Genomic DNA, 16,189 nt, shown 5'->3' with positions numbered 1-16,189 from the left:
GTCAAAAATACGGAGCGAGAACATCGTATTTTTTAGAGGTCGCCAATATAAAGTATCAAGATGCAATATGGTTACATCTTGATATTTTTTATTATTTTTGAAGTACTACAGTTGTCGCGGCTTGTTGAGCAACATCTAATAAATATTGCTCCATGTCTTGCGTTAGTTGGCTTTGATTTGGAAGTGGTAGTGCATGTATATCACTGACTAAAGCTACTTTATCACCATCGTTAATATCAGTATAAATCATACCTGTTGCTGCAGGTTTACCATTATAAAATCCCACATAAAGTTGTGCATTTTCATCAGCTTCAAACATAATTTGAGTTAAGTATTCAACAATAGCTTGTTGTTGCTCTTCTTGTTGCCAGTAGCTTGAATACACTAATGCATAGCGGATAGTAAGGGGATGACAATCTACAGGATAAAAGGTTAACGATGATTCAGTTGGAGAGGTAATTGAGTCAATAATCTGCGTAGACAGTTCTGAGTGTGCGAGTTGATACAGATGTAAACCTTGTTCACTTAATGGGGTTGGAAATTCAGCATCAGTAATATGGCTAGCCATCCACGCGTTTTTTAAAGTAATCAGTTTTTCTGTAATTAGTGGCATATCATCACTTCTTTTATTCAATTGCCGATACCATAACCTAAATTACGGTAATAAGGTATGCTATTTGATTGTTTTCGATAAAAACGTTCGTAGTTTTACTTTGTGATTGAACAAAGTATGCGCTATTAACATTTAAAGTGCATCTAAAAGAATAAACTAATGGTTGTTACCAAGAATATCGCTATATGATGTTGATTACTTATATTTTAATTATAAACCTAACTATTAGGTATCAGAGTCAGAATGAAAAAATTAGTGTTAATAGCAGCGATGAGTGTGATGCTGGCAGGGTGTGATTTTTCGCACACGTCATCATTCCAAACAGAAGCAAAAGCGACGACAGCAAATGCAGTTCAATCGGTAGCGAGTGTTGAAAAGCAACTTCCTGATTGGATAAAAGACAATACCGTTACTTCGCCATTAGAAGCTATTGTTATGGGCGGTCATACTTATGATGCTGTTTCTTTTTGTAAACCTCATGATTGTGCTAGTGATTTTATGATCACTTTAACGACTGATAATAATAAAAAATATTCAATGATTGTGCATGTGAAAGATGTGCCTGATGCATTGAATACCCCCAGTATTTACGCAACATATCAATATATTGGTGAGCCGGATCAGCAAGTGAAAGATGTATTCACACAAGCCTTAAGCCAAAACCCTAACTGGCAATAAAAATCACCGCGCTACAATTAGTGGCTATCAGAAAGAGAGCGTTCAGTATTGTACTGAGGGCTCTGTTTGTTCACCACAAGCTGAAATCTTTATTGAATAGTGATAGATATGGGTGTTCTGTATCTCTGTGGTGAAATATAAATATTCCTACTAGTGAATACTAAACTCACCCCGTCATTCCCTACAGTGAATATCTGCGAATACGATAAGGAATCTATTATTAGCGTGTCGTAGAGTAAAAAACCGGAAACTAAACGGCGAGTGCCTGATTTTGTGATTACTATCGGGATTCATAAGTGAAAATGTATCTGATTTATAATGTTTTTTATATTATTTAGGAGATAAATACGGGAGCGCGTTCAAAGAATAAATTTGGGCGAGTTGTTAATATAATGAGTTGTTATAAGTTTTGAGGAAATATGGAAGCATCAAATTTTAATCGGATATTAATTAAATTTATGGATGAACAGTATATTGATTTTTTCTTAGATGAAGGAACAATTTACATGAATACTGTTAATTATTTCAAAAATTATGAGTCAAATGATGTAGCTGTTCGAGCAGATATCTATGAAGGTTTAGCTGCAACTTTTAATTCCAAGGAAATGGTTATATCTTATGGAGGAGTTACCGCAAAAAAATACTATAGGTAAAGTGGATATCAATTTTGACTGTATAGATAATGTTAATATTTATAGTATGACAAAAATTAGTGATCAAGATATATTGGATGCAGGAGAGAGCGGTTTATTTTTATCTCGCGATTTCTTAAAATTTGGAAACAAGGCAATTGTTATTTCAAACGAATCCATTGAGAAGTTTGAAATAATTCTAAAATCAGCGATTGATAAAAATAAAAACATTTACCCAGTAAAAAAAGGCGATCTGATTGCTAATAAAGTTGAGTATGTTGATCGTGATACTTACCACGGTGAAATTGGCATTTATAAGAAATTTAGTGATTATAAATGGCAATACGAATGGCGATTAGCATTTATGCAGAAATCAAACGAGGGACCATTTATATTAAAATTAGGCTCGCTTCGGGAACTTGTGGATGTTTTTGATACTTCTGAACTTATTGATACAGCAATTAAACTCGCAGAAATATAAACTTATAACAGATAAGGATATGTGTCGCGTAGCCGACACCTATTCAAGTGTTGGACAAGTCCGAGCACCTTTATATAAGTAAATATTGCGAATATTATGAAGGGTGATGCTGAAAAGAAGTCGAGCGTTATCCTTGACGTGAGCAAATTAATTTAAGTCATTAATTTATAATTAGAACCTCTTTAATTATTACGCGTTAATGCCATTATCCTTATTATTTTCGCTGACGTCTTTTAAGCTCAATTACGTGATGAATAGATCACGGATAGCTTCGTTCCTCAACTTCCGAGATGACGAATAATAACCAGCCTAATTCTTTACCATAACGCATAAATCAACGATCGTTATTTACAACACAGTGAAACATAAACATTCCTGCTAGTGAATGCTCAACTCACCCCGTCATTCCCTACAGTGAGGTTACGAACGAGATAGGGAATCTACTATCAGCGCGTTGTAGAGTAAAAAACGGAAACTAGCAGGTAAGTGCCTGATTTTGTGATTAACATTGAGATTGATAAGTGGAAATATATCTGATTTATAATGTTTTTTATATTATTAGAAGATAAATACGGGCGCATGTTCAAAGAATAAATTTGGGCAAGTTGTTAATATAATAAGTTTTTAAACGCTTCTTTGTTGGTTCACAACTTGTGAAGTTTATCTGTGAGTGCTATATTCACATATAGTGAACTTAGAGGTATTTATGCACGTAATATCAAGAAAACCATTCAGCGATGCCGCGAAAAAATATCCGAATGATGCTGCGGCAATTTATGCGCTATATAAATCATTAAAAAATAATAACTTTTCAAATCCACTGGATATGAAAAATGTTTATCCAAGCTTAGATAATTTTAAGTATAAAGATAAATGGTATGTTCTTGATACCGGTGGAAATAATTTACGATTAATGACCTTTATTGAGTTTCGAGATAATAGAATGTTTGTTAAGCATATTGTTCCTCACGCAGAATATGACAAGTTATGCGCCAAATATGCAAAGGAGTCAAAATGAAAAATTTTAATCAAGTGAAATCAACCGCATTACAATTATTTTCAATGGCTAGTTTTGTTGGCCATATTTCAACGGAAGAAGAATACGCTGAAGCCTTGGCATTAATGGACGATCTTATTGAAGAATATGATGTCTATAAACCATTAATTGAGGTGTTGGAAGTATCTATCGAGCGTTGGGAAGACAGTGCAGATGAATTTGCAGAGTTTAATTCTCGTATTGAGAATTTAGATGATGGAGTGGCAATACTGCGTGTATTAATGGATCAGTATCAACTTAAAGCTGATGATCTAAAAGATGTCATTGGTGGCAAAAGTTTGGTTTCAATGATCCTCAATGGTTCTCGTAAACTGACAAAAGAGCATATTCAAGCGATTTCATCTAAATATAATATCAGCCCCGCATTGTTTTTTGGCTGCGTTTAACAGATAAGCATATGTGTCGCGTAGCCGACACCTATTCAAGTGTTAGACAAGCCCGAGTGCCTTTCGAGCTTATCATCACTCAAGAGTTTCAAAGTAGAACTTGTAATCACGAACACCATCTATATGAATGCCTTTTTCTCTTAACTCAAGATATTGCTGAATCTTAATGGTTCTAAAATCCATTGCTTTTAGTGCCAGAATTATTCGCAGTTCATCCATTGGGCGCGATTTAGCATCAGAACTACAGCTACCACAAACAACATGTGCTTTTTGTTTAAAGCCAACCTGATTAAGCCAGTTAAGATCTTTGGTTTCTTTACGTGTGCCACAAAAATAACAACGATTCTGCTGTTGTAATACAGTCTGTTCCCTCAATGCTTTAGGGCTTGATGATTTGGCTGGTGGGGGAGTGTTCGTCTTTTTATTTTGACTGAACATAGAAAGCTGAACGACATTAGACATTTGAATTACTCTTACTAACCAAGGGATAGCGCATATAACAGAACATTAATGCCATGCGCTTTTGTATTTTATTGCTTGTGTATTCGATGAGTCAAACTATCAAGCATGCGTAATGATGATCTCTTGATTATCAACCCGTTGACGCTCGCCATAAATACCTTCATCTGTGCGCTTGCCACAGCTAACAATCATGGTAATTTCATCGCTATTTTTAAGGCCTAGTAAGGCTTTAGCGCGTTTAGAGTCAAATCCTTCCATTGGGCACGTGTCATAGCCTTCTGCACGCATTGCCATCATAAATGTCATTGCTGCCAGTGAACTGCTTTTGTGCAAACAAACCCGTAAATCGGCTTTACTCACTTCACGCATCATTGGCTTGTTTCTACCTAAAAAGGTGCAGATTAAGCGACGACCTAAGCCCAAAAGACCAAATCGATCGTTGCGATATACAAACGGGATCAGCTTTTCGTAATATTTAAGAGCGCGTTTAGAGGCTTTATCATCACGGCCTTTAAACATTTCTCGAATGTGAGCGGCATTGATACGTGTGCGCTGTTGCCATTTATCAGGTGTGATCACAAATGCGACTAATTCATTTGCAGTCTTAGCTGCATTTTGACCCATACAAAGTGTGGCTAATTGCTGGCGTTTATCATCATTAATCACGCGGTGGAATTGCCACAGCTGCATGTTGGAACTGTTAGGTGAAAGGGCGGCTAATTCTAAAGCACGAGTAACTACTTGATGATCAAATTTGGCCGTTAAATCATATTTACGTACCGAACGGCGACTATGAACTAAAGAGGAAAAATCGTAAGGTTGAGAAATAGATTCAGGCATGATGAGAATGAGTTCTAAGGAATAGATAAGTATGTTTTTACCTATATTTGATTTAATTAGCAACTTCTGTCGCCATGTTTGTGTTGGAATACAAAGTTTGATGCAAGAAAAGAGGAAAGACTGGCTGATACTATAAAGCTATAACATCAACCAGTGTTATTAATGATCACTCAGGAGTCACAATGGTTTGGGGGAACACATTGCAGACAATGTTCATTAACCTTGTCAGTACATTAAACGCCACAGAGTTAACATGCGTAATTTTACTCTGTGATGACACGTTTTTGTTTTGACATGTTCTATTTTAAGTTAAAGTAGAAAAGTTAAAAGAGTATAAATCGATAAATAAGGTTCCCCTTTTTATGAGTGGTCAACGGCTTAAATTGCAATTTCAACGTCTTTATAATCACTTTGGTGGTAATAGCATCGAGACTAATTTACAAGATATCTCTGAAGTCTTATTTTGTACGCGTCGTAACGTGCGGATGGTGATCAATAAGATGGTTGAAAAAGGTTGGGTTGACTGGCAACCTGCCGTTGGTCGAGGTAAGCAGTCGCGGCTTATTTTTAATAATACAGACAGTGAGTTACAGCTTAATCATGCCCGTAAATTGGTTGCAGAAGGAAAGCTTGAGCCAGCATTAGTTGCCTTAGATCATAATGCTGAAAAATTGGTGCAATTGATTCAAGAACAGTTGGGTATTTCACATCATCAAGGCAAGCAAATTGTTCGTTTACCTTATTATCGTAGCTTTGAAAATATCACACCTTTAAAGCCGTTACGTCGTTCAGAACAACATCTTGTAAGGCAAATTTTCAGTGGCCTAACGCAGCTAAATGAGGAAAAAGGGGAACAAGAAACAGTTATTGGCGATATTGCTCATTCATGGGAGGCAATAACACCCCGCCATTGGCGCTTTTATTTACGGCCAGCCATTCGGTTTCATGATGGTCGATTACTTGATAGTAACGATATTTTTGCTACTTTTTCAGAAGTGAAGCAACTGGCTTTGTTTGCACATATCGACAAAGTGTCGTCACCATTTATTAATATTATTGATTTTTACCTGACTCAAGATGATTTCCGTTTTCCTGATTTATTAGCCAATACCTGCGCAATGATTCAGCCAGCTAATCATGCATCGTTGCCTAATTATGAAAAGTTTCCGATAGGTACTGGTCCTTATAAAGTAGCAGTTAATGATAAACAACGATTTAAGTTGGAAGCGTTTGAGCATTACTTTGGTTTTAGAGCGTTAAGTGATGTGGTTGAAGTGTGGATATTAAATCATTTTGCGGCGTGTTATTTACAACCGACATTGGGGGATAAACTTGAGCAACATGTTCATATTTCATCACGTTTATCCATGGATCAAGGCTGCACCTTCTTATTGTTGAACCGTATTTCTGGTTTAGCGCAAGATCCTCAATGGCTACGTTATTTTCAATCGCGGTTATATAGTTTAAATGTGATGCGTGAGATGGATTTAACACAGGTAGGGGATTTTAAACTGTTTAATGCTTATGGGTTATTACCTGGTTGGATTCATACACAACAATTACCTGAAGCTGTTGTTATACCGCATAAAAGAGTGGTGACATTGGCTTATCAACATGAGCACCCTATCTATCCGTATGTTGCTTCTTTGATTGAAAAAATCCTGATGAAAGATGGTATTCGGCTCAATATAATAGAATTAAGCTATGAAGATATCGTTTTAGGAAAGCATGCTGAAAAAATTGATATTTGGTTAAATGGCATGAGTCTGGGAAGCAATCGTAGTGATGCTATTTTGGCGTGGTTACATAATTTTAATCATATTAAACGTGTAATGCCAAATGCTGAATTTAAGCAATTACAGCAGGTGATCAGTGAATGGCGTTCAACGGTAACCGCTAAGTTCCCCAGTGATATTATTGGCGAAACATTGTCTCAAACAGGACAGATTATTCCACTTTTCCATAATTGGCTTGGCGTAGATGACAACGTACAGTTACAAGGAATGGAGTCGAACTTACTCGGCTGGTTTGATTTTAAATCTGTATGGAGTAAGCCTCAGTCATCGTAATAATAATGGCTTTAATATCTAAGATTAAGGTGTTGTTGTGCCGCCATAAAAATAACATGTAAATCGATCAAATCACGACTTTGTTGTTGCCAGTGTTGCGGTTGCTGGCATTGGCAAAATTCTAATAATTTCACAATGATGCTATCGAGTTTTTTTAAACTCCAGCGTTTTGTGGTGGCACTTTGCTGCGGATCGCAGATAAGCGCTTGTAACTTGGCATAAGGTAATTGGAGATAAGTAAAGGCGAGTTCTGGTTGTTGTTGGCGATGAAACTGGCTGATTTTTTGACACCCATCAAGCCAATAAGCTAACGCTTCTTCATATTTATGATTATCTTGCTTGTTTTGAGGCATCTCTGGTGCAGTAAATAAACTCGCAGGGGTAGCGCTAATGATCGCGATAAGAGGTTCAAGATTATGTGGATTATTTTCGCTGTACCATGTTTTTATGGTGGCAACCCATAATTGTAAATCATCCATATATTCATCCTTGTTTAGCGACTTGAAGCTACAGCTTATACTGTATTTTTATCTATTTTAAATTCTACTTATAAGGGTAGTTTAGGATCGTAAAGATGAGAGATAAATTTAGCGTTTCTTTGCTGGGTTGTGATGCATTTCTAAAATTAAAATAAAGCCCATATTCACAGCTGTGTATTATGGGCTATTCGTTTTGTTAGCTAATTAACAGGTTATTACAAAGCGCTTTTTAGTGCGGCAATAAAGGTGTCAATATCTGCTGTTGTGATATCCAGATGAGTAACGAAGCGCATTGGATTGCCGCCACTGATCAAAATATCTTGCTGTTTTAGGGTTGCGATCAGTTGGGTTTGATTAATGTGTTGATCGACCTTCGCAAATGCCATATTGGTTTGGATATGTTGTAAGTTTACGCTAAAACCTTCAACAGTATTTAACTGCTCTGCTAAGTAACGTGCGTTATGGTGATCGTCAGCAAGACGCTCAATATTTTCAGTTAATGCTAATTTACCCGCTGCGGCAATAATACCCGCTTGGCGCATGCCACCACCCAGCACTTTACGCCAGCGGCGAGCTTTGGCTATCAAGGCTTTATCACCAAGTAATAAAGAGCCGACAGGCGCACCTAAGCCTTTAGATAGACAAATCGTAAATGAATCAAAGTATTTGACGATCTCTGTAATATCCACGTTCATGGCAACAGCGGCATTATAAACACGCGCACCATCAAGGTGCATTTGTAAGCCGTGTTGATTAACAAACTCACGCGCTTGCTGAATGTATTCTAATGGCAACACTTTACCATTGATGGTGTTTTCAAGGCTAAGTAGTTTAGTACGCGCAAAGTGTGGATCTAAGGGCTTAATAGCAGCCGTTAGTTTTGAGAATGGAATGCTACCATCAGCATCATTTTCTAGTGGCTGAGGCTGAATTGAACCTAATACTGCTGCGCCGCCACCTTCAAACTTATAGTTATGTGCTTGTTGGCCACAAAGGTATTCATCGCCACGGTTACAATGTGCCATTAATGCAAGTAAGTTGGCTTGGGTGCCTGAGGTGCAATAAATAGCAGCTTCAAAACCATGACGTTCTGCGGCCCATAATTCAAGATCGTTAACGGTTGTGTCGTCACCATAAACATCATCACCTACAAGGGCAGAGGCCATGACTTGGCGCATTTTATCTGATGGGCGAGTTACTGTATCTGAGCGGAAATCTATCATTTAATTTTTATCTTCCTTTGTTATGTTTTTTTAATATATCACTGCGTTATTTGAATGATCTATAACAAAAGATATCTTTCTGATGAACTTGATAGTATGAAGAATCAAGTATATGAAATAATAGAACTATTAATAGAAGTAAAAATATCTCTAATCTCGATTTATGAATCTACACTTAGATATGTTATGTGGCTAGGTGCAGTACACTCATTTTAATAAGAGACAAGGAGAAAATGATGATGTTAATTGAGCAACGAAACTTTACCTTGTGTGGCAATCAGCAAGGTAATGCTTCTGTACGTGTTATTCCGACAGGGAAGCTAGAAGTGATAATGACGGAAAATGATGCCCTTTGTGAAGCGGATTTTTCGCAATTGTGGTTCAACAAAGCAGGTATGAAAACATTGCTAGTGTGTCGTGAAGCCGAGCAGGTTTGTTGGCAATTGGATCTCACTAATCAAGATGCAAAAGAGCTTCAATGTTTAATTGAATCAGCACAAGAAGATTTTGAAATTTTAATGCGTGCGTTGTAGGTTCTAGGAAAAAGAGATGGTAAAGAAAGCCAATTAAGCCCTACAAGCATGATTTGTTGTAGGGCTTGTTATGTTATAGATGGTTATTAATAGCTAAGGTTTACTTACGAGGAATTGGTAAATAAAGCATGGCTTTTAAACCACCTAGAGTACTATTGGTTAATACTAAATCGCCACGGTAACTGTGTACTAACTCGTTAACAATATTGAGCCCAAGTCCTGTACCCGGAGTATTTTCATCTAATCTAACTCCGCGTTTTAATACTTGTTTGCATTTTTCACGAGCAATACCCGGTCCATCATCTTCAATCACTAACACGATATGACCATCGACAATGGGTTCTTGATAAACTCGAATTAAACTCGTTGCCCATTTATAACTATTCTCAATGATGTTACCGATCATTTCATCTAAGTCACTTTTTTCAACCGCAATCACCACATCACTATCTAGCTCATTGACTAGTACAACACCGCGATGTGCATAGACTTTATCCATCGCTAATGAAATGGCATCAATACGGTGTGATAACGCTGTTTTTGTCGCAAGAATATTCATTGCACCAGCCATACGTGCGCGGCCCAAGTGGTAATCAATATGCTGTTGTAATTGTTGCAGCGCAGGGGCAAGTTTGGCCTGTGTAGTGGGATCTAATAGCGATACTTCATTATTCAAGATAGCAATCGGGGTTTTTAACGCATGTGATAAATTACCCGAGTGGTTTCTTGCACGCAGCAGCAGTTCTTGATAATGAAACAAGAGTGCATTTAGATCATCAATCACAGGCTGAATTTCAACAGGATAAAGCCCTGTAAGCTCCGTTGAATGGCCCTCTCGAACTTCAATAAGGTTTTTACGCAGTTTACGTAATGGCCATAACGACCAACTGACTTGTAAGGTTGTTAAGACTAAAATACCAATTGCCATGATAATAAGAATAATCCATAAACCATGAGTTAATTGTTGTAATGTTTTAAGGAGCTTATCTTGATTTACCGCAACCGATAATTCGATAGGGTAATCACTGTCGGGTAAGCTGAATTTACGTTTCACAACAATGAGAGATTGGTTATTAGGACCTTCAAAACCTTTTTGCGCATTGCCTTTTATGGTGGTATCCCATAATGAACGCGAGCGCAATACTTGGTGATTAAGCTTTAATGACCAATATAAGCCGCTATATGGAAAATTAAAGCGAGGGTTTGATAGACGACCATCAACAAACAGTTGACCATGCTTATCAATATCGACTTGGGCTGTAATTTGATCCATGTAAAGGTAGAGCTGTGACTTCTCTTGTTCAATTAAATAGGTTTTTATAAAAGTAGGGACAAGGTAGCCCGCTGCTAATGTAATCGCCAATAACCAGACTGCTGCAGCAATGAGCAGTCGGTTACGAATACTGGGTTGACGATTTTTGGGTAGGTTAATTAGCATTGATACGATATCCAAGACCACGTACTGTCTTGATTACGTCATTACCAATTTTGCGGCGAATACGGCCAATAAACACTTCAATGGTGTTTGAATCACGGTCGAAATCTTGCTTATAAATATGTTCAACGAGTTCAGTGCGAGAGATTACTTTATCTGTATTGTGCATTAGGTATGACAGCACTTTAAATTCAAGTGCTGTTAAATCAATGACATTATCTTGCCAGGTTACCTTTGAGGTACGGGTATCTAAGCTTAAATCGCCAGCTTGAATAACGGGTGATACATTACCGGTTGCACGGCGTAATTGGGCGCGTACGCGTGCCACTAACTCGACCATTTGAAATGGCTTGGTGAGATAGTCATCAGCACCTGCATTTAAGCCATCAACACGTTGTGTTAGCTCATTACGTGCGCTCAGGATCACCACTGGGCAGTTAACGTTTTCTTCACGAATGCCTTTTAAAACGGTAATGCCATCTAGCTTGGGTAAGCCTAAATCAAGCACAATTGCATCCCATGGCTCTGAGGTTGCACGGTAAAGTGCATCAATACCATCTATGGAGTGCTCAGCAACCCAACCGTTTTGTTCTAAACCTGCGACAACTTGCTCGCCTAATGTTACATCATCTTCAACAACTAGAATTTTCATTTTGGAACCTTAAGGACGCTTTCAAGATGGCGACCTTTTATTTCTATCATTTTAAGAGTACGGGCTTCATACTCGACTTTAATTATATTGTTGTTACCATCAATAAGCTTTAATTCATAAATCCATTCATCAACATCTTTGTCTAACTCGACGCGAATAATACGGGCTAATAACTGCTGCTGGACTTTATGTTGTAATGCAGAAAAAGGCTGAATGAGTCCTTGGGCTACTGCATCCATAACATTATCGTGATGTTCATCTATATCAGCCGTCGGGGAGGCAAACACCTGACAACTTATGAGACTGATAAATCCAATTAGATATAAATATTTGCAATGTTTTTTCATATTTATAACTGTAACTAAGTCGCCATGAATGGAAAATGAATAGTACCATTATAAATGGATTCTTTAATTTGTAAGCCTTTAAATTTTTTCACCTTTTTAATGTTATATGTCGCTGAAAGCATAAGGTGTCCTTTTAAAAGCATAAAGTGTCCTTTTAAAATCCATAAAATGTCCTAAACTAAGTTTAGTTGTTTTATTACAACGTTAACGTTAAGGGGCAAGTTATGTACGTTCGAAATCTTCGTAAATCCTCTCCAGTAAAAAAAGTGTACAAATTTGCAAGTTTTAAAAATCGAAGTATTATTATGTGCGAAAGCTCTTTAGAACGAGATTGTTGTTATCATCTCGAATACTCTAAGGATGTTGTTGCATTTCAATCACAGCCAGAAGGTTTTTATTATTCTTCAGGTAACAAGCGTTATCCTTATACTCCTGATTTTCTCGTTCAAAACCAAGATGGTTCAGAATACTTTATTGAAGTTAAACCTCTTAATAAAATCTTTCCTGAAGATTTCAAAAACACCTTTGCTTTAAAGCGTATTGCTGCCAAGAAATTAGGAAAACCATTAGTATTAGTCACTGATGAACAAATACGTAAAGGTTCGTTTCTAGAAAACTTGAAATTAAGCCATCGTTACAGCAGATTAATGGATACCGATACGTCTTTAATCTGTGTTGTTGATGAGTTGCGTGCTATAGGACCGATGTGTATTCGTTCTCTTGCAAATAACCTTAAACTGTCTGTTGGTGAGGTGATAGCAATAGTTTTTTGTCTAATTGGACTCGATAAAGTTAATGTATCTTTAGATACTGTGATTAATGAAATGTCTGTAATTTCGGTGAACTGATATGGGGATGTCGTTTGATGATGAGTTTGAATCCATTAACGAAGCTTCTCAAGCTGAATATGATTTATCCCCTGAGTCTAAATTAGCTCGTAAGCAATACTTACCACTTGATGAGTCAACTGTTTATGATAGAGATCTTGCCTCGTTTACTGAGGAGCAAAAGATCAAGGCCATAGAAAGATATAAACTTATTTCATTTGTTGCTAAACAGATATTAGGTGGTTGGACTCCTAAGAATATTAATCCATTAATTGACAAATATAGCCCTCAGTTATCTATCAAACGACCAAGCTATAAGACGGTAATTCGTTGGTATAAATCTTTTTTTGAGCATGATGGTAATATTGTGAGTTTGATTGATCACAATCATAAAAAAGGAAATAGAACCAAACGTACCATCGAGGATGAAACTTATTTTATTGAGGCTACAGAACGCTTTCTAGATGCAAGAAGACCTAGTTATTCACAAGCGTATCAGTTTTATTGTGACAGGATTGAAATTGAAAATAGTACTATAATCTCAGGTAAGATAGCAAAAGTAAGCTATCAGGCTTTTAAAGAAAGACTGAAAAAACTCCCGCCTTATGAAGTCGCACTAAAACGCTTTGGTAAAAATTACGCAAATAAGCTTTTCAATTACTATCAATCCTCTGTTTCTACAACAAGAATTTTGGAACGTGTAGAAATAGATCATACGCCATTAGATTTAATTCTTCTTGATGATGACTTATTAATACCTCTAGGTAGAGCATATTTGACGTTACTTTGAAGTGGTCAAGTAAAATTGGCCACTGATTTGTATTCATTATTAAATCGGCGTTCTGATTCATTAGGCGTCAAGCCACCGTTATATTGATGGGGCCTGACTTGGTTGTAATATCGGATAATATATTCAGTGATCGCCACTTTAGCTTCATTCGATGAGCGATAACCCGCAGTTGGCATCCACTCTGTTTTAAAACTTCTAAAAAATCGTTCCATTGGGGCGTTATCCCAACAATTTCCACGTCGACTCATACTTTGTGTAATTTGATACCGCCAAAGTAATCGGCGATATTGTTTACTTGTGTAATGACAGCCTTGATCTGAATGAAACATAACACTTTTAGGCGCCCCTCGAACTTCATAAGCCATCGAAAGGGCTTTACCTGTTAGATCTGTATTGGGTGAGCCTGACGTTGCCCAACCAATCACTTTACGGGCAAATAAATCAATCACAACAGCAAGGTACAACCAACGTTGTCCTGACCAAATATATGTCACGTCGCCACACCAAACCTGATTAGGCTCAGTAACTGCAAACTGGCGATCTAATGTATTGGGAATATTTAAATGTTCATTTTCTACTTTTTTATAACGATGTTTTTTAACCTGACAACTGACTAATCCTAGTTGTTTCATGATGTTAGTTGCCTTATATCGACTTAACGGCACGCCTTTAGTCGTAACGATACCTGCAATTGTTCTGGCTCCAGCAGAGCCACTACTGGCACGATGTGCAGCCTTCACTTCACTAGATAATAGCACTTGCTCTTTTGACTGCGTTTTAGGCCGTTTAGTCCAATATTTATAGCTACTGCGATGAATATCAAAGACATGACAAAGGATAGATACAGGATAATAAGCTTTTAATTCATCAACTAATATGAAGTTTTGAATGAGTCCGAGGCCAAAAGAGCGGTTGCTTTTTTTAGTATTTCTTTCTCCATTTCAATCCGTTTAATCTTCTTCTCTAATTCACGAATTTTAAGCTGATCAGGCGTCATTGGTGTTGCTTTCGGTGTCATTCCACCACGTTCATCTTTCAGCTGTCGAACCCACTTATCCATTGTTGATTTACCAACATTCATTGCTTCCGCAGCTTCTTTTACAGAGTAGCCTTGGTCTAAAACGAGTTGTGCTGATTCTAATCGAAATTCAGGTGTAAAATTAGGGCGTATTCTTTTAGTCATAGTGTCACCTATTAAATTATGAGGTGATGATATCACCTCTAACTAGGTGGCCAAATTAACTATGCCACTTCATAGACCCTGATGATCTGTCTAGTATATTTGTGTTTCTGGAGGAAGTTGGTGGGTACGTTGAGATCCCTTGTAATAATGATCCTTTGGGGTACACAAAAAATTTATCGCTGAGTGAACATGTTCGTATGTTGAAAATACACCGTGAGTTTATAAAAGGTGAAGTGGATGCTTTATCGCTAGCAAAGGCAAGGCTGGCACTTCATGAACGTATTAAATCAGAACAAGAGCACTTTGCGTTAATGTCGGTTGAGAGTAGAGCTAAAAAAGCCAAACATGGTAAGAAAATGGCGGCTTTTTCAGGTATATCTAACGAGCAACCAACATCTATACAAAAAGCGATTGAAAACAAGAATAAGCCTTTGGGTGACAATCCTGATGAGCATCCAATGGATAATTTAAAGTCACTCTGGAATAAGCATAAAGAGATAAAAAGGCATAAAGAATGAAATTATTAGCAGAACAACAAAATTCTATAGATGAGCTAATAAATCAATACCATGATTTATTTGTGATTTATCCAGATGTACAGAATATTTTTGATGGGTTGGATTGGATTGTTCGTCGTAGTAAGTTTGGCAACTTCACACCATCAATGCTGATTACTGGTGGTACTGGAGCGGGTAAAACATCACTCATTAATCATTATGTAAAACACCATTTTAATGATAATGAAGTGTTGGTCACTCGCGTTAGACCAAGTTTTGTCGAAACACTTATCTGGGCTATAGATAAGTTAGGTATTCCTTATAACACTCGTTCGAAACGTTCAGAAATTGGTTTACAGGATTATTTCATCAATAGTGTTAGAAAATCCAAACTTAAGCTGTTAGTTATCGAAGAAGCTCAAGAATTATTTGAGTGTGCCTCGCCAAAAGAAAGACAAAAAATACGTGATCGACTAAAGATGATCAGTGACGAATGCCGATTACCTATCGTCTTTATCGGTATACCTACCGCCAAACTTATCTTGGAAGACTCACAGTGGGATAGACGAATAATGGTTAAAAGGGAGTTGCCGTATATTCAAATTACATCAGAATCATCAATAGCGGCATACATTGATTTACTTGACGATCTCGAAAAGCATCTTCCTATTTCGGTACAGCCGGAACTTTCGGATATGGATATCGCAATGAGATTGTTGTCAGCGACCAAAGGAATGCTTGGAGCTATCAAAGAGTTAGTTGGTTATGCATTAGAGCTCGCGTTGCTATCAGGTAAATCAGTAATAACCAATGACGAATTCATATTGGGGTTCGAAACAATCAACGGACCAGATGTATCTAATCCGTTTTCAACAGATATTGAAAAACTATTAGTACCGCAGGTTATTGAGTACGAAGGATTTATCATTGACCCAGAAAGTGGCGAAATCAAATTTACTAAACAAATTTTTAAAGATATACCATTAGCAACCTTATTGGGTTAGC

General features: G+C 37.2%; 20 protein-coding genes. 11 read left to right on the top strand and 9 right to left on the bottom strand.

Annotated features, from left to right (window positions below; all coding sequences use genetic code 11):
- Positions 1-91 precede the first annotated feature (91 nt).
- Positions 92-613, bottom strand: a complete 522-nt coding sequence (locus ACJZU6_RS19725) for a hypothetical protein (protein WP_080156047.1) — start codon at positions 611-613, stop codon at positions 92-94.
- Between the two features lie 243 nt (positions 614-856).
- Here ACJZU6_RS19725 and ACJZU6_RS19720 point away from each other — a divergent pair, with 243 nt between their 5' ends.
- From ACJZU6_RS19720 to ACJZU6_RS19700, 5 genes are all read left to right on the top strand, one after another.
- A complete protein-coding gene (locus tag ACJZU6_RS19720; protein WP_080156046.1) occupies positions 857-1,291 on the top strand; it encodes an Ivy family c-type lysozyme inhibitor in 435 nt (144 codons plus the stop codon).
- A 419-nt stretch (positions 1,292-1,710) separates the two neighbouring features.
- A complete protein-coding gene (locus ACJZU6_RS19715; protein WP_408901179.1) occupies positions 1,711-1,944 on the top strand; it encodes a hypothetical protein in 234 nt (77 codons plus the stop codon).
- Positions 1,910-2,404: a hypothetical protein gene (locus tag ACJZU6_RS19710; protein ID WP_408901178.1), complete on the top strand. Its 495-nt coding sequence runs from the start codon at positions 1,910-1,912 to the stop codon at positions 2,402-2,404. The genes ACJZU6_RS19715 and ACJZU6_RS19710 overlap by 35 nt, the downstream gene beginning before the upstream one ends.
- Before the next feature lie 706 nt (positions 2,405-3,110).
- Complete coding sequence (locus ACJZU6_RS19705; protein ID WP_408901177.1) at positions 3,111-3,422, top strand: type II toxin-antitoxin system HigB family toxin; 312 nt, start codon at positions 3,111-3,113, stop codon at positions 3,420-3,422.
- Positions 3,419-3,847, top strand: coding sequence for a type II toxin-antitoxin system HigA family antitoxin (locus ACJZU6_RS19700; protein ID WP_107275599.1), 429 nt, complete (start codon positions 3,419-3,421; stop codon positions 3,845-3,847). Before ACJZU6_RS19705 ends, ACJZU6_RS19700 begins: the two co-directional genes overlap by 4 nt.
- A gap of 75 nt (positions 3,848-3,922) precedes the next feature.
- Here ACJZU6_RS19700 and ACJZU6_RS19695 read toward each other — a convergent pair whose 3' ends face one another.
- Positions 3,923-4,309, bottom strand: a complete 387-nt coding sequence (locus tag ACJZU6_RS19695) for a hypothetical protein (RefSeq protein ID WP_408901176.1) — start codon at positions 4,307-4,309, stop codon at positions 3,923-3,925.
- 99 nt (positions 4,310-4,408) lie between these two features.
- A complete protein-coding gene (locus tag ACJZU6_RS19690) occupies positions 4,409-5,149 on the bottom strand; it encodes a nitroreductase family protein (RefSeq protein ID WP_408901175.1) in 741 nt (246 codons plus the stop codon).
- A 362-nt stretch (positions 5,150-5,511) separates the two neighbouring features.
- On the opposite strand from ACJZU6_RS19690, the gene ACJZU6_RS19685 reads away from it, so the two are divergent.
- A complete protein-coding gene (locus ACJZU6_RS19685; RefSeq protein ID WP_408901174.1) occupies positions 5,512-7,218 on the top strand; it encodes an SgrR family transcriptional regulator in 1,707 nt (568 codons plus the stop codon).
- A gap of 11 nt (positions 7,219-7,229) precedes the next feature.
- Here ACJZU6_RS19685 and ACJZU6_RS19680 read toward each other — a convergent pair whose 3' ends face one another.
- Positions 7,230-7,697, bottom strand: a complete 468-nt coding sequence (locus tag ACJZU6_RS19680; RefSeq protein WP_408901173.1) for a hypothetical protein — start codon at positions 7,695-7,697, stop codon at positions 7,230-7,232.
- 215 nt (positions 7,698-7,912) lie between these two features.
- Positions 7,913-8,920: a low-specificity L-threonine aldolase gene (ltaE, locus tag ACJZU6_RS19675; RefSeq protein ID WP_408901172.1), complete on the bottom strand. Its 1,008-nt coding sequence runs from the start codon at positions 8,918-8,920 to the stop codon at positions 7,913-7,915.
- Positions 8,921-9,153: 233 nt separating this feature from the next.
- Here ltaE and ACJZU6_RS19670 point away from each other — a divergent pair, with 233 nt between their 5' ends.
- Positions 9,154-9,453, top strand: coding sequence for a hypothetical protein (locus ACJZU6_RS19670; RefSeq protein WP_327763297.1), 300 nt, complete (start codon positions 9,154-9,156; stop codon positions 9,451-9,453).
- A 100-nt stretch (positions 9,454-9,553) separates the two neighbouring features.
- Here the strand turns inward: ACJZU6_RS19670 and ACJZU6_RS19665 are convergent, their stop codons facing one another.
- From ACJZU6_RS19665 to ACJZU6_RS19655, 3 genes are read right to left on the bottom strand one after another with little or no spacing between them, the layout of a single operon-like run.
- Positions 9,554-10,891 (bottom strand): ATP-binding protein, encoded by a 1,338-nt coding sequence (locus ACJZU6_RS19665; protein ID WP_080156035.1) that lies wholly within the window; start codon positions 10,889-10,891, stop codon positions 9,554-9,556.
- Positions 10,881-11,540 carry a response regulator transcription factor gene (locus ACJZU6_RS19660; RefSeq protein WP_080156034.1) on the bottom strand — a complete coding sequence of 220 codons (660 nt, stop codon included), beginning with the start codon at positions 11,538-11,540 and terminating at the stop codon, positions 10,881-10,883. Before ACJZU6_RS19660 ends, ACJZU6_RS19665 begins: the two co-directional genes overlap by 11 nt.
- On the bottom strand, positions 11,537-11,887 hold the full coding sequence (locus ACJZU6_RS19655; RefSeq protein WP_080156033.1) for a PepSY domain-containing protein: 351 nt from the start codon (positions 11,885-11,887) through the stop codon (positions 11,537-11,539). Before ACJZU6_RS19655 ends, ACJZU6_RS19660 begins: the two co-directional genes overlap by 4 nt.
- A gap of 224 nt (positions 11,888-12,111) precedes the next feature.
- On the opposite strand from ACJZU6_RS19655, the gene ACJZU6_RS19650 reads away from it, so the two are divergent.
- Complete coding sequence (locus ACJZU6_RS19650; RefSeq protein ID WP_408901171.1) at positions 12,112-12,735, top strand: TnsA endonuclease N-terminal domain-containing protein; 624 nt, start codon at positions 12,112-12,114, stop codon at positions 12,733-12,735.
- A 7-nt stretch (positions 12,736-12,742) separates the two neighbouring features.
- Positions 12,743-13,504, top strand: coding sequence for a hypothetical protein (locus ACJZU6_RS19645; RefSeq protein WP_408901170.1), 762 nt, complete (start codon positions 12,743-12,745; stop codon positions 13,502-13,504).
- Between the two features lie 5 nt (positions 13,505-13,509).
- Here ACJZU6_RS19645 and ACJZU6_RS19640 read toward each other — a convergent pair.
- Positions 13,510-14,687, bottom strand: a protein-coding gene (locus tag ACJZU6_RS19640) for an IS3 family transposase (protein ID WP_408900069.1) whose coding sequence is annotated in 2 segments (ribosomal slippage) — positions 13,510-14,429 and positions 14,429-14,687 — 1,179 coding nt in all. Because the reading frame shifts where the segments join, the coding sequence is not laid out codon by codon here.
- Positions 14,688-14,788: 101 nt separating this feature from the next.
- Between ACJZU6_RS19640 and ACJZU6_RS19635 the strand changes: the two genes are divergently transcribed.
- Together ACJZU6_RS19635 and ACJZU6_RS19630 are read left to right on the top strand one after the other, a co-directional pair.
- Positions 14,789-15,205, top strand: coding sequence for a hypothetical protein (locus tag ACJZU6_RS19635; RefSeq protein ID WP_408901169.1), 417 nt, complete (start codon positions 14,789-14,791; stop codon positions 15,203-15,205).
- Entirely contained in the window at positions 15,202-16,188 is a 987-nt protein-coding gene (locus ACJZU6_RS19630) for a TniB family NTP-binding protein (protein ID WP_408901168.1), read from the top strand. Before ACJZU6_RS19635 ends, ACJZU6_RS19630 begins: the two co-directional genes overlap by 4 nt.
- The last annotated feature ends 1 nt before the right edge of the window (position 16,189 follow it).

It is taken from the genome of Photobacterium piscicola, assembly GCF_046058925.1.
Lineage (GTDB): Bacteria > Pseudomonadota > Gammaproteobacteria > Enterobacterales > Vibrionaceae > Photobacterium > Photobacterium piscicola.
This window is presented reverse-complemented; position numbering and strand designations above follow the sequence as displayed.

Bases quoted from the DNA above. Each gene is read 5' to 3' on its own strand.
- ACJZU6_RS19725 (WP_080156047.1), bottom strand. From the start codon at position 613: ATGCCACTAATTACAGAAAAACTGATTACTTTAAAAAACGCGTGGATG.
- ACJZU6_RS19720 (WP_080156046.1), top strand. From the start codon at position 857: ATGAAAAAATTAGTGTTAATAGCAGCGATGAGTGTGATGCTGGCAGGG.
- ACJZU6_RS19715 (WP_408901179.1), top strand. From the start codon at position 1,711: ATGGAAGCATCAAATTTTAATCGGATATTAATTAAATTTATGGATGAA.
- ACJZU6_RS19710 (WP_408901178.1), top strand. From the start codon at position 1,910: ATGGAGGAGTTACCGCAAAAAAATACTATAGGTAAAGTGGATATCAAT.
- ACJZU6_RS19705 (WP_408901177.1), top strand. From the start codon at position 3,111: ATGCACGTAATATCAAGAAAACCATTCAGCGATGCCGCGAAAAAATAT.
- ACJZU6_RS19700 (WP_107275599.1), top strand. From the start codon at position 3,419: ATGAAAAATTTTAATCAAGTGAAATCAACCGCATTACAATTATTTTCA.
- ACJZU6_RS19695 (WP_408901176.1), bottom strand. From the start codon at position 4,309: ATGTCTAATGTCGTTCAGCTTTCTATGTTCAGTCAAAATAAAAAGACG.
- ACJZU6_RS19690 (WP_408901175.1), bottom strand. From the start codon at position 5,149: ATGCCTGAATCTATTTCTCAACCTTACGATTTTTCCTCTTTAGTTCAT.
- ACJZU6_RS19685 (WP_408901174.1), top strand. From the start codon at position 5,512: ATGAGTGGTCAACGGCTTAAATTGCAATTTCAACGTCTTTATAATCAC.
- ACJZU6_RS19680 (WP_408901173.1), bottom strand. From the start codon at position 7,697: ATGGATGATTTACAATTATGGGTTGCCACCATAAAAACATGGTACAGC.
- ltaE (WP_408901172.1), bottom strand. From the start codon at position 8,920: ATGATAGATTTCCGCTCAGATACAGTAACTCGCCCATCAGATAAAATG.
- ACJZU6_RS19670 (WP_327763297.1), top strand. From the start codon at position 9,154: ATGATGATGTTAATTGAGCAACGAAACTTTACCTTGTGTGGCAATCAG.
- ACJZU6_RS19665 (WP_080156035.1), bottom strand. From the start codon at position 10,891: ATGCTAATTAACCTACCCAAAAATCGTCAACCCAGTATTCGTAACCGA.
- ACJZU6_RS19660 (WP_080156034.1), bottom strand. From the start codon at position 11,540: ATGAAAATTCTAGTTGTTGAAGATGATGTAACATTAGGCGAGCAAGTT.
- ACJZU6_RS19655 (WP_080156033.1), bottom strand. From the start codon at position 11,887: ATGAAAAAACATTGCAAATATTTATATCTAATTGGATTTATCAGTCTC.
- ACJZU6_RS19650 (WP_408901171.1), top strand. From the start codon at position 12,112: ATGTACGTTCGAAATCTTCGTAAATCCTCTCCAGTAAAAAAAGTGTAC.
- ACJZU6_RS19645 (WP_408901170.1), top strand. From the start codon at position 12,743: ATGTCGTTTGATGATGAGTTTGAATCCATTAACGAAGCTTCTCAAGCT.
- ACJZU6_RS19630 (WP_408901168.1), top strand. From the start codon at position 15,202: ATGAAATTATTAGCAGAACAACAAAATTCTATAGATGAGCTAATAAAT.